This window comes from Sphingomonas sp. (genome assembly GCF_031426035.1).
In the GTDB taxonomy this organism is placed as follows: Bacteria; Pseudomonadota; Alphaproteobacteria; order Sphingomonadales; family Sphingomonadaceae; genus Sphingomicrobium.
This window is the reverse complement of sequence record NZ_JANPKO010000109.1, coordinates 1-11,105: the sequence shown is the minus strand read 5'-3', so window position 1 is coordinate 11,105 and position 11,105 is coordinate 1. Positions and strand designations below refer to the sequence as shown.

The following is an 11,105-nucleotide window of genomic DNA, read 5'->3' as shown; positions in this document are numbered from 1 at the left end:
CCCGCCGGGCGCATCACGGCGCAGGCGGGGAGGGTGAGCACGGCCGCGAGCAGGAGGGATCGACGCATTGTGCCCGAGCCTAAGCCGCGGTCCACCCGCCGTCCATCGACAAGTTGGCGCCGGTGATCGACCCCGCCTCGTCGCGGCACAAGAAGACGGCGAAGGCGGCGACTTCCTCGGGGGTGACGAAGCGCTTGGTCGGCTGGGCGGCGAGCAGCACGTCGTTGACCACCTGCTCGCGGGTCAGGCCGCGCGCCTTCATGGTGTCGGGGATCTGGTTCTCGACCAGCGTCGTCCAGACATAGCCGGGCGAAATGCAGTTGACCGTGACCCCGTCGCGCGCCGCCTCCAGCGCAACCGCCTTGGTCAGGCCGGCGACGCCGTGCTTGGCGGCGACATAGGCCGACTTGTTGGGGCTCGCGACCAGGCTGTGCGCCGACGCGGTATTGATGATCCGCCCCCAGCCTTTTTCGCGCATCGCGGGCAAAGCGAGGCGGATGGTGTGGAACGCCGCCGACAAATTGATCGCCAGTATCGCATCCCACTTCTCGGGCGGGAACTGGTCGACCGGGGCGACATGCTGGATGCCGGCATTGTTGACGAGGATGTCGAGGCCGCCGAGCTCGGCCGCGCAGCGCGCCATCATCGCCGCGATCGCCGCCGGGTCGCTGAGGTCGGCGCCATCGTGGAGCGCGCCGAGCTCGCTTCGCACCGCCTCGATCTCGCCAGCGTCGCCGAAGCCGTTGAGCATCACCTTGGCGCCTTCGGCGGCGAGTGCGCGGGCGATGGCGAGGCCGATCCCCGAGGTCGACCCGGTGATTAGCGCGACTTTACCGTCCAAACTCATGGCGACTCCTTCGCCGCCGCTGATTGCCGCCGCCGGAACGATTTGCAACCGTCGTGCCCGCTCGCGCATTGGGGGCTGAGCAACAGGAGGGACAGCGCATGCGGCTCGGTGACGAAGACCCCAGCGGCAATTTCATCGACAATACCGGGCGCGGCGGGTTCGGCCTGGGCGGGGGCGGGGGCAATATGCTCGGCTGCCTGCTGCCGCTGGTCGCCAGCCGCTTCGGGATTATCGGGGTGCTCGTCCTGCTGGTCGGCTATTGCGCGCTCAACAGCCTCGGCGGCGGCGGCGGCCTGCTCCCGACCGGCGGCGGCCCGACCACCAGCGCGCCGGCCGGCCAGTCGACGCTCGACCCCAACACCAAGGATGTGCTCGCCCGCGTGCTGGGCTCGACCGAGCGGCGCTGGACCGACCTGTTCGCCCGCTCGGGCGCGCGCTACACCCCGACCAAGATGATCGCTTACTCCAACAGCGGTCAATCGGGATGCGGCACGGCGCAGGCGGCGATGGGGCCATTCTATTGCCCGACCGACCAGAGCATCTATCTCGACCCGACCTTCTTCAACGAATTGTCGACCCGCTTCGGCGCGCCGGGCGATTTCGCCATGGCCTATGTCGTCGCGCACGAAGTCGGGCACCATGTCCAGAACCTCGAAGGCACGCTCGACCGCGCGCAGCAGGCGCAGTCGGGGGCGAGCCGTACCGGCGGCAACCAGATCCAGGTCGGGGTCGAACTCCAGGCCGACTGCTACGCCGGGGTGTGGGCCGCCAACGACAAGAATCTGCTCGAGCCGGGCGACCTCGAGGAAGGCATGCGCGCGGCCGAGGCGATCGGCGACGACACGCTGCAGAAGCAGACTCAGGGCCGGGTGGTGCCCGAGAGCTTCACCCACGGCACCTCGGCGCAGCGCATGGCGGCGCTGCAAACCGGGCTCAAGAGCGGCGACCCCGCGGCGTGCAAGTTTAATTGACCTGTCCCCCTCCCGCTCGCGGGAGGGGAGACCCTACACCTTGACCAGCATCTTGCCCGTGTTGGTCCCCTCGAACAGGCCGAGGAACGCCTCCGGCATGCGCTCGAGCCCCTCGACCACGGTGTCGCGCGACTGGACCTGGCCGGCCGCGATCCACTGGCCCATGTCGCGGTGGAACTCGCCGAGCCGCGGCAGATAATCGGTGTAGATGAAGCCCTGCATCCGGATGCGCATGGCGATCACCCGCATGATGTAGCGAAACGCCGCGGGCTCGCCCGAATTATAGCTGTCGATCATCCCGCAGATCGCGAACCGCGCATTCTGGCGGGCCAGCGCGAAGGCGGCGTCGAGATGGTCGCCCCCGACATTGTCGAAATAGACGTCGATGCCGTTGGGCGCCGCCGCCGACAGGCTCTTGACGATCGGGCCGGCGCTGTAATCGACCGCGGCGTCGGCCCCGAGCGAGCGCACGAAGTCGCATTTGTCGGGCCCGCGCGCCGAGCCGATCACGGTCATCCCCTTGGCCTTGGCGATCTGCACCGCGGCCGAGCCGACCGCGCCGGCCGCGGCGGAGATGAACACGATATCGCCTTCGCGCGCCGAGGCTGCCTCGAGCAGCCCGAAATAAGCGGTGCCGCCGGTCAGCCCGAGGTTGCCGAGGAAGGCCTGCGGCTGAACCCCGAGGTCGGGCAATTTGGTCGCCGCCTTGGCGTCGATCACCGCCTCGTCGCGCCAGCCCGCCATGTGCAGCACATGGTCGCCCGCGGACAGGCCTTGGGCGCGGCTCTCGACCACCTCGCCGACCGCGCCGCCGTCCATCGGAGCGTCGATTTGGAACGGCGGAACATAGCTTTTGACGTCGTTCATCCGCCCGCGCATGTACGGGTCGACCGACAGCCAGCGGTTGGCGACGCGGATCTGGCCGTCGCCGAGCGGCGCCTCGGCGAGCTCCTTGAGCGCAAAATTGTCGGCGGTCGGGAGCCCCTTGGGGCGGCTCATCAAATGCCAGGCGCGGGCCATCACTGTCTCTCCTCGAGCGGGTCGGGCCAGCCCATACGCCCGCCGCGCGGCGCGGCACACATAAAAAGGCCCGGCCGCGAAAGGGGGCGCGGCCGGGCCTGGGTCGGCGGCCGTTCGGCGCGGCCACCGGTCGAACGCCTGCTCTAGCGGTAGGTGCCCGAGAAGCTGCGGTCGAGCATGTGCGGCCCGGCCTCGCCCTGGTCCTCGCGCTCGAACAGCGCACGGTCGCGGCTCTCGTCGCGCCACGCCTGCTTGGCCTGCTCGGCATTGACCTCGAGCAATACCCGCTCGCCCTCGACGCGGCCGATCATGGTGCACGGCAGCGAATGGTGCGCGCCGCCCGCTTCGGCATCGGACTTGGTCAGGATGATGCGGTCGCCGGCCACGCGGTCGACGGTGCCGACCGGAGCCTCGTCGCTGCCCAGCACCTCCATATGCTCGCGAACCTGGCCGAGCATCTGGCGCTTGGTCTGGCGCTGCTCGCGCCACCCGCCGAAGTCGTTCTCGAACTTCGACTGATGCTCGCGGCGATAATCGTCATAGTCGCGGTCGAGCGCGTCGATCTGGCGCTGGCGCCATTCGGCGTAATGCGGGTCGAAGCGCTGGTTGCGCTCGTTCGAAGACGGCCGGCGAACCTGTTCACGGTCCATATTCGGCTGCCCGCGCCCCATTTCGGCGCGGCCGTAATCGCCGGTCAGCGGGCGATAGCCGCGCTCGCCCTCGCGCCCGAAGGTACGGCTGCGCGGACGGCTGAACTCGTCGCGGTCGCGTCCGAATTGCTCGTCGCGGCCATAGCGGCGGTCGTCGTCGTCCTCGTCGCCGAACCACGACGCGATCTGGTCGCCGGCGCGCTCGAGGAAGCCGCGCTCGTCGCGCTCGGACTCGCGCCAGCCGCGGTCGCGGCCGCGCTCAAAGCGGTCACTGGAACGGAGGTCGCGCGGGTCGCGCCCGCTGCTGCGTCGGAAGTCGTCCCGATCGTACGCCATGTCACATTCTCCCAGTTAGACGACCGCTCGCATGGCGGCCGCAATCGTGGAGAAAAACGAATGGCTTGGCGGGGTCGTTCCGCTGGCGTGCCCGCAATCACGGTGGAGCGGACGGGAGATGCGGCGAGCAATTGCAAAGGGGCGGAAGCGCGGCTATCGAGCCGCCTGCCGAAGGCGCGGGGCTGTAGCTCAGATGGGAGAGCGCTGCAATCGCACTGCAGAGGTCAGGGGTTCGATTCCCCTCAGCTCCACCAGCCGCCCGGCGCCGCAACTATACGGCTGACTAAACCGCCCTCACTTCACCGCCGGGTCCGACGCCAGCACCGTGGTCTGCGCCCCGGTGGTGTCGGTGGTGACGCTCGCCTGGGTCACCAGCACCGTGGTCCCCGGCGTGATCACCGAGCGCATTTTCGTGACGAACTCGGGCGGCAGCTGCATCTGCTCGACGCCCTGGGTGCTGATGATATCGGCGTCCTGGTGGGCGAGGTCGGACACCCCGACCTGGATCCACTGCGGCTTGCCGCCGCTGCCGGTCAGCGTCATCACCTGGGTTTCGCTGCTGGCCTGCTGGACCCGCGCCCGGGCGCGGCCGATCTCGACCCCGTTGCGCAGCACCACGACCTGCTGGTCGCCGGTCGAGACGATGATCGACACCGGCCCGCTCGGCGCGGCGTCGCCCTTCCAGCTGTAATCGTGGCTGCCGCCGACCACCGTCGTGCGCGCCGGCGTGACCCCCGCGAAAATCGGCGCCAGCACCCCCGCCGGCGGGCGCTTGACCGGGTCCGAATTGCCCCCCGCGATGACCACCGTGCCGCCCATCGGCATCGCCGCGAACAGCAGTTTGGAGAATTCCAGCGGCAGCCGCACGCAGCCGTGGCTGGCGGGAAAGCCGGGCAGGTTGCCGGCATGCATCGCGACCCCCTTCCACGTCAGCCGCAAATTATACGGCATCGGCGCGTTGTCGTAGGTGCGGCTGCGGTGGTCCTTGTCCTTTTCGAGGATGGTGAACACGCCGGTCGGGGTGTCGTAGCCGGTCTTGCCCGACGAGATGGTGGTGACCGCGATGCGCACGCCGTTGCGGTAGACCGTGGCGCGCTGGCGCTCGAGGTCGACATACACCAGCACCGGCCCGGTCGGCGCGATCTTGCCCGCCCACACCCATTCGCCGGGCTTGAGCCGCTCGGCCTGCTTGGCGAGCTGCAGCGGGGACGACACCTTCGACCCGCTCGCCGCGGCCGGCGCCGCCAGTGCCAAAGCCGCCACCACCACTGCCGCGCGCGCAAAAATCATCGCCCCCTCCCGACTCTCGGGCGCGAAACTAACAGAGCGCGCGGGGGCCGGAAAGTCAGCTGAACGCGGCCAGCCCCGCGGCAGCGGAAAACGCAATCACGGCCAGCACATTATGCTTCGATTTCCACCCATAGAGCAGCGCCAGGCAGGCCGCGAACAGCAATGCGGCGAGCGGCAGCGAGGGCGCCGCGCGGGCGACGTTTGCGCCAAGGTCGAGCGTGGTCACCGCGATCAGCCCGACCACCCCGGCAGCAACCCCGGCCAGCCCGTCGCGCCAGCGATGGTCCTCGATGACTTGCTCGAGCCGGTCGAAGAAGATCAACGAGAAAGCGAAGGCGGGGAGGAACACCCCGGCGGTGATCGCCAGCGCACCGGCCAGCCCGCCGGCCTGGTAGCCGACGAAGGTGGCGAAGATGATCAAGGGCGCGGGGATGATCCCGCTCAGCGCGAGACCGTCGAGGAACTGGCCGTCGCTGACCCAGCCGCGCTCGACCGCGTCGCCGCGCACGAACGGGATCGCGGTGTACGCCCCGCCGAAGGTGAACAGCCCGGCGGTCAGGCCCGACAGGAACAACGGCAGCGCGCCGACCGAGCCCGGCTCGACCAGCGCGGGGCGGGTGGCCGCCGCCGCGGGGCCGAGCAGCGTGGCATCGGGCATGGTCACGATGGCGAGCAGCACGGCGGCCGCGGCGACCCCCACCGCGGCGACGCGCCAGCCACGCATGAAGAAAGCAAAAGCCAGCCCGGCGGCGGGCAGTGTGATCCAGAACGGCACCCCGAGCCACGCGGCGAGCGCCGACAGCGCCGCGACCAGCCACAGCCAGCGGTCGACCAGCACGTGGCCGCCGATGCGGTGCACGGCGCGCACGATCAGCGCGATGACCCCGACCTGGACCCCGAGGAACAGCGCGGCGAACGGCGGCCGGGTGAAATCGCTGCGCGCGTAGAGCCATGACAAGGCCAGCATCAACACCAGCCCGGGGAGCATGAAGCCGAGCCCGGCGAGCACCCCGCCGATCCGCCCGCGGCGGACCATGCCGAGATGGACGCACAATTCATGCGCCTCGGGCCCCGGCAGCACCTGGTACACCGCGAGCAGGCGGTTGAAGCGCGGCGGGTCGACCCAGCGCTCGTCGTCGACCAGCTCGCGCTTGATCATCGCGATCTGCGCCACCGGCCCGCCCCACGCGAGCGCGCCGAACCGCAGGAAGCGCACGAACAGCGCTCCCAGCGATTCCGGGACGGCGGGCGGCGGAGGGACGGTTAGCCCTTCTTCTTGGCTTTTTTCTTCGCCGCGGGCTTTTTGGCTGCTGGCTTTTTCGCGGCGGGCTTCTTCGCGGCGGATTTCTTGGCCGCCGGCTTGGCCTTCTTGCCGCCGCCGTCGGCGCCGAGCGCGTCGATGCTGCGCCGCGCGATGTCCATCGCCAGCGCCCAGAACGCGCCGCCGTCCTTGGCCGCGCGCTTGCTCGCGGCGGTCAATTCATCGCCGACCGAGGCCGCCATGGCGCGCGCCTTGTTCGGGCTGCGCAGCGCGCTGGCAGTCGCGACGAGGGTCGCGGCAACCACTTCGGCGACCGCCGGGTTCGACGCCAGCTTGGCCGCCTTCTTGCCCGCACCCGCCACTGCCTTCTTGACCTTGGCGGTCTTGCTCGGCGCCTTGGAGGTAGTCTTCTTCGCCGGTTTCGCCTTCTTGGCGGTAGCAGTCTTGGCCATGTTCAATGTCCCTCACGCTGGCCGGAGCGGGGCCGCCCGGCGAAGTTGAACGTCATACCACCGTCACATGTTTCTGTTTCAGTCGCATGACGCGCCATTAGCGGTCCGCTCGCGGCCGCATCAACATAAAAGACATCAGCGACATGGACAGCGTGCCCGAGGCATCCGACAATGAGGCGGTGCAAGCCCTCGACAAAACCGAACCGCGAACCAAAGCCGAAGCGCAGCCAAAGGCCGAGCCGCAGCCGAAAGCCGAGCTCCAGCCCAAAGCCGAGCCGCAGCCGACGCCGCAGCCGACCTCGCGCTACTTCAACCGCGAGCTGAGCTGGCTGGCGTTCAACCGCCGCGTGCTGGAGGAAGCGTGCAACCCCGCGCACCCCTTGCTCGAGCGCGTCCGCTTCCTCTCGATCTCGGCCAGCAACCTCGACGAATTCTTCATGGTCCGCGTCGCCGGCTTGAAGGCGCACCAGATGCTCGGCGTCGAGGAGCGCTCGGTCGACGGGCTGACCCCGAGCCAGCAATTGTCGGCAATCACCGCCGAGGTCGACCGGCTGGTCGCCAACCAGCACGAGGTGTGGGACGAATTGCTCGGTGCACTGGCCCAGGCTGGGATGCTGGTGGTCGGCGACGCGCTGCTGGAAGACAGCGCCGAGGCGTGGCTCGACCAGCAGTTCCGCGAACAGATTTTTCCACTTTTGACGCCGCAGTCGATCGACCCGGCGCACCCGTTCCCGTTCATCCCCAACCGCGGCTTTTCGCTGATCTTCGAAATCCGCAAGGGCAAGGGCAAGCCGATCCGCGAGCTGCTGATGCTGCCGGTCGCGCTGCCGCGCTTCATCCGCGTCCCCGGCGAAGCGTCGCGCTACATCGCGCTGGAAACGCTGATCCGGCGCAAGATCGATTATCTGTTCCCGCGCTACGAGGTGCTGTCGAGCGGCTCGTTCCGCATCATCCGCGACAGCGACATAGAGATCGAGGAGGAGGCCGAGGACCTCGTCCGCTACTTCCGCACCGCGATCAAGCGGCGGCGGCGCGGCCGCGTGGTGCGCCTCGAGCTCGAGCCCGACATGGCCAACAGCCTCGTGCAACTGGTCAAGGAAGGCTTGGGCGCGTCGAACGCGATCCTGTCCGAGACCGTCGGGCTGTTGGGCATGGCCGACCTCGCGGTGCTGGTCGACGAGGAGCGCCCCGACCTCAAGTTCCCGCCGTTCGACCCGCGCTTTCCCGAGCGAATCCGCGAGCATGGCGGCAATTGCTTCGAGGCCATCCGCAGCAAGGACATCCTCGTCCACCACCCGTACGAAAGCTTCGAGGTGGTGGTGGAATTCCTCCAGCAGGCGGCGGCCGATCCCGACGTGGTGGCGATCAAGCAGACGCTGTACCGCGCCGGCAAGCAGTCCTCGATCATCCGCGCTTTGATCGACGCCGCCGAAGCGGGCAAATCGGTTACCGCGGTGGTCGAGTTGAAGGCGCGCTTCGACGAGGAGCAGAATTTGCTGTGGGCGAGCGCGCTCGAGCGTGCCGGGGTCCAGGTCGTCTACGGCTTCATCGACTGGAAGACCCACGCCAAGGTTTCGCTGGTCGTCCGCCGCGAGGAAAAGGGCTACCGTACCTACTGCCACTTCGGCACCGGCAATTATCACCCGGTCGCGGCGCGCACCTACACCGACTTGAGCTATTTCACCGCCGACCCGCGGATCGGGCGCGATGCGGCGAAATTGTTCAACTACATCACCGGGTACCTCGAGCCGCGCAACTTGAAGCAATTGGTGATTTCGCCCGACCAGATGCGCAACGAATTGCTGCGCCTGATCGACGCCGAGATCGCCAATGCCAAGGCGGGCAAGCCGTCGGGGATCTGGGCCAAGATGAACTCGCTCGTCGACCCCAGGATCATCGATGCGTTGTACAAGGCGAGCTCGGCGGGGGTGCCGATCGACCTCGTCATCCGCGGCATCTGCTGCCTTCGCCCCGGGGTCCCCGGCCTGTCCGAAAACATCCACGTGAAATCGATTGTCGGGCGCTTCCTGGAACATGCGCGGATGTGGTGCTTTGCCAACGGTGCGGGGCTGCCGCACGCCGACGCACGGGTGTACATCAGCTCGGCCGACTGGATGCCGCGCAACTTCGACAGGCGGATCGAATATATGCTTCCGATCGACAACCCCACCGTCCACGCGCAACTGCTCGACCAGGTGATGGTGGCCAATTTGATCGACAATGAGCAGAGCTGGCGATTGAAGGCCGACGGCAGCTACCAGCGGCTCCAGCCCAAGCCCGACCAGGCCTTCAACCTGCACCAATATTTCATGACCAACACCTCGCTGTCGGGGCGCGGCCAGGCGCTGCGCAAGGGCCGGCGGGTGCCCAAGCTGCGCTTCCACCGCGGCCGCTAGAGCGCGCGTGTCCCGCCAGCCGCTCGCGATTATCGACATCGGGTCGAACTCGGTGCGGCTGGTGGTCTATGGCGGCGCCGAGCGCGCGCCGTCGCCGATCTTCAACGAGAAAGTGCTGGCCGGGCTCGGGGTCGGGCTCGGCGAAACCGGCAAGCTGTCGGAGGCGAGCCAGGATGTCGCGCTGGCGGCGCTGCGCCGGTTCCATTTGCTGCTGCGCTACATGAAGGTCGGGACGGTGCGGGTGGTGGCGACCGCGGCGGTGCGCGATGCAAGCAACGGCGCCGCGTTCGTCGCGCAGATCAAGCGCATCGGGTTCGATTGCGAGGTGCTCAGCGCCGAGCAGGAAGCGCTGCTCGCGGGCGAGGGGGTGCTGTCGGGCATTCCGCTCGCGGACGGCATCGTCGGCGATCTCGGCGGCGGCAGCCTCGAGCTGGTCGAGGTCGGCGGCGGCGCGGTCGGGCGCGCGATTTCGCTCCCGCTCGGCGTGTTGCGCATCGCCCCCGGCGGCTCGGGCGAGCGCGAGGCGCTGGCGATTTTGCGTGCGGCGCTGCGCGACAGCGGGCTCGGCGCGCGCGGCCGCGGCCGGACCTTTTACATGGTCGGCGGGTCGTGGCGCGCGTTGGGCAAAATCGACATGATCGCAACGGGTTACCCGCTGCCGATCATGCACGCCTACGCGATGAAACCGGCCCGCGCCCCCGCGCTGCGGCAGATGGTCGGCGCGCTCGATGCGCCGTTCGTCAAGGGCATTGCCGCGGCGCGGCTGGCGACCTCGCCGATCGCCGCGATGCTGCTCGAGCACCTAACCGACGAGCTCAGCCCGAAAGCACTGGTGGTCTCGGGCTTCGGCATCCGCGAAGGCCTGATCCACGACGGCCTGCGGGCCAAAGCGCGCGGCAGCGACCCGCTGATCGCGGCGGCGCGCGAGGCCGCGGGCACCGAGCCGCGCTTCGACAGCCATGGCGAGGCGCTCGACAAATGGATCGGCGCCTTGTTCGACGACACCGCGGAGATGCACCGGCTGCGGCTCGCGGCGTGCCTGATCGCCGATGCCGCATGGCAGGCCAACGCCGACCAGCGGTGGGAGCGCGGGGTCGAGATGGCGCTCCACGGCGACTGGGTTGGGGTCGGCCACGGCGACCGCGTGGTGATGGCGCAGGCGCTGTCGGCAACCTTCGGCAAGACCAAATTGCCCGATCCCGCGCTGGCCGCGCTGTGCCCGCCCGAACGGCTCGAGCGCGCGCGGTGCTGGGGGATGGCGATGCGGCTCGGGCAGCGGCTGAGCGGCGGGGTCGGCGCGGCACTTGGCGCGACGTCGCTCACGCTCGCGGCGGACACCGTGGTGCTGCGCGTCGGGCGCAACCAGCAGGCACTGGTCGGCGACACCGTCGAGCGCCGCCTGGCGCGCTTCGCCGAAGCACTCGGCCATGACGCCGCAGTGACCATCGGCTGACACCATGAAAAACCCCGCCGCAAGCAAGCTTGCAGCGGGGTCGTTCAGGACAGGAGCGCCGAGCGCTTAGTCGTCGTCGCGGTTGAGGAAGGCGGGGGCGAACTCGGGCGCGGGGCCTTCGCTCGATCCACCTTCGCTGCGCTCGCGGCGCGGGCCGCGCTCGCCGCGACCTTCGCCGCCTCCGCCTTCACGCCGCGGACCACGATCACCGCCGCCGTCACGGCGCGGGCCACGGTCACGACCGCCACCGCCGCCATCGCGGCGCGGGCCACGATCGCTGCGCGGGCCACGGTCGCCGCGGTCACCGCCTTCGCGCGGCGGACGGGTGTCCTCCAGCTCGGCGCCGGTCTCCTGGTCGACCACGCGCATCGACAGGCGGACCTTGCCGCGCTGGTCGACCTCGAGCAGCTTGACCTTGACCTCCTGGCC

General features: G+C 69.2%; 9 protein-coding genes, 1 tRNA gene and 1 pseudogene. 4 read left to right on the top strand and 7 right to left on the bottom strand.

Annotated elements, in window-relative coordinates; translation table 11 throughout:
- Nucleotides 1–79 precede the first annotated feature (79 nt).
- Nucleotides 80–847 carry a 3-hydroxybutyrate dehydrogenase gene (locus tag RMP08_RS08090; protein ID WP_310468484.1) on the bottom strand — a complete coding sequence of 256 codons (768 nt, stop codon included), beginning with the start codon at nucleotides 845–847 and terminating at the stop codon, nucleotides 80–82.
- Between the two features lie 98 nt (nucleotides 848–945).
- On the opposite strand from RMP08_RS08090, the gene RMP08_RS08085 reads away from it, so the two are divergent.
- Entirely contained in the window at nucleotides 946–1,818 is an 873-nt protein-coding gene (locus RMP08_RS08085) for a neutral zinc metallopeptidase (RefSeq protein WP_310468483.1), read from the top strand.
- Nucleotides 1,819–1,851: 33 nt separating this feature from the next.
- Here RMP08_RS08085 and RMP08_RS08080 read toward each other — a convergent pair whose 3' ends face one another.
- Nucleotides 1,852–2,838 carry an NADP-dependent oxidoreductase gene (locus tag RMP08_RS08080; RefSeq protein WP_310468482.1) on the bottom strand — a complete coding sequence of 329 codons (987 nt, stop codon included), beginning with the start codon at nucleotides 2,836–2,838 and terminating at the stop codon, nucleotides 1,852–1,854.
- 143 nt (nucleotides 2,839–2,981) lie between these two features.
- On the bottom strand, nucleotides 2,982–3,824 hold the full coding sequence (locus RMP08_RS08075; protein WP_310468481.1) for a DUF2171 domain-containing protein: 843 nt from the start codon (nucleotides 3,822–3,824) through the stop codon (nucleotides 2,982–2,984).
- Nucleotides 3,825–4,002: 178 nt separating this feature from the next.
- Between RMP08_RS08075 and RMP08_RS08070 the strand changes: the two genes are divergently transcribed.
- Nucleotides 4,003–4,078 (top strand) — tRNA-Ala (locus RMP08_RS08070).
- A 40-nt stretch (nucleotides 4,079–4,118) separates the two neighbouring features.
- Here RMP08_RS08070 and RMP08_RS08065 read toward each other — a convergent pair.
- Genes RMP08_RS08065 through RMP08_RS08055 form a run of 3 tightly spaced genes read right to left on the bottom strand, consistent with a single transcriptional unit; the run spans nucleotide 4,119 to nucleotide 6,827 of the window.
- Nucleotides 4,119–5,114, bottom strand: coding sequence for a L,D-transpeptidase family protein (locus RMP08_RS08065; protein ID WP_310468480.1), 996 nt, complete (start codon nucleotides 5,112–5,114; stop codon nucleotides 4,119–4,121).
- Between the two features lie 55 nt (nucleotides 5,115–5,169).
- Nucleotides 5,170–6,330, bottom strand: a complete 1,161-nt coding sequence (gene chrA, locus RMP08_RS08060) for a chromate efflux transporter (RefSeq protein WP_310468479.1) — start codon at nucleotides 6,328–6,330, stop codon at nucleotides 5,170–5,172.
- Between the two features lie 47 nt (nucleotides 6,331–6,377).
- On the bottom strand, nucleotides 6,378–6,827 hold the full coding sequence (locus tag RMP08_RS08055; RefSeq protein ID WP_310468478.1) for a hypothetical protein: 450 nt from the start codon (nucleotides 6,825–6,827) through the stop codon (nucleotides 6,378–6,380).
- Nucleotides 6,828–6,970: 143 nt separating this feature from the next.
- Between RMP08_RS08055 and RMP08_RS08050 the strand changes: the two genes are divergently transcribed.
- Nucleotides 6,971–9,223 carry an RNA degradosome polyphosphate kinase gene (locus tag RMP08_RS08050; protein ID WP_310468477.1) on the top strand — a complete coding sequence of 751 codons (2,253 nt, stop codon included), beginning with the start codon at nucleotides 6,971–6,973 and terminating at the stop codon, nucleotides 9,221–9,223.
- 7 nt (nucleotides 9,224–9,230) lie between these two features.
- The gene (locus RMP08_RS08045) at nucleotides 9,231–10,676 is read left to right on the top strand and encodes a Ppx/GppA family phosphatase (RefSeq protein WP_310468476.1); all 1,446 of its coding nucleotides are present in this window, start codon (nucleotides 9,231–9,233) and stop codon (nucleotides 10,674–10,676) included.
- Between the two features lie 66 nt (nucleotides 10,677–10,742).
- Here RMP08_RS08045 and RMP08_RS08040 read toward each other — a convergent pair.
- Nucleotides 10,743–11,105 (bottom strand): annotated as a pseudogene (locus RMP08_RS08040) (polyribonucleotide nucleotidyltransferase); the annotation flags it as partial.

What these genes read in the sequence shown, in the direction of transcription:
- RMP08_RS08065 (WP_310468480.1), bottom strand. Translation starts at nt 5,114, where the DNA reads ATGATTTTTGCGCGCGCGGCAGTGGTGGTGGCGGCTTTGGCACTGGCG.
- RMP08_RS08085 (WP_310468483.1), top strand. Translation starts at nt 946, where the DNA reads ATGCGGCTCGGTGACGAAGACCCCAGCGGCAATTTCATCGACAATACC.
- RMP08_RS08080 (WP_310468482.1), bottom strand. Translation starts at nt 2,838, where the DNA reads ATGGCCCGCGCCTGGCATTTGATGAGCCGCCCCAAGGGGCTCCCGACC.
- RMP08_RS08075 (WP_310468481.1), bottom strand. Translation starts at nt 3,824, where the DNA reads ATGGCGTACGATCGGGACGACTTCCGACGCAGCAGCGGGCGCGACCCG.
- RMP08_RS08090 (WP_310468484.1), bottom strand. Translation starts at nt 847, where the DNA reads ATGAGTTTGGACGGTAAAGTCGCGCTAATCACCGGGTCGACCTCGGGG.
- RMP08_RS08055 (WP_310468478.1), bottom strand. Translation starts at nt 6,827, where the DNA reads ATGGCCAAGACTGCTACCGCCAAGAAGGCGAAACCGGCGAAGAAGACT.
- RMP08_RS08050 (WP_310468477.1), top strand. Translation starts at nt 6,971, where the DNA reads ATGGACAGCGTGCCCGAGGCATCCGACAATGAGGCGGTGCAAGCCCTC.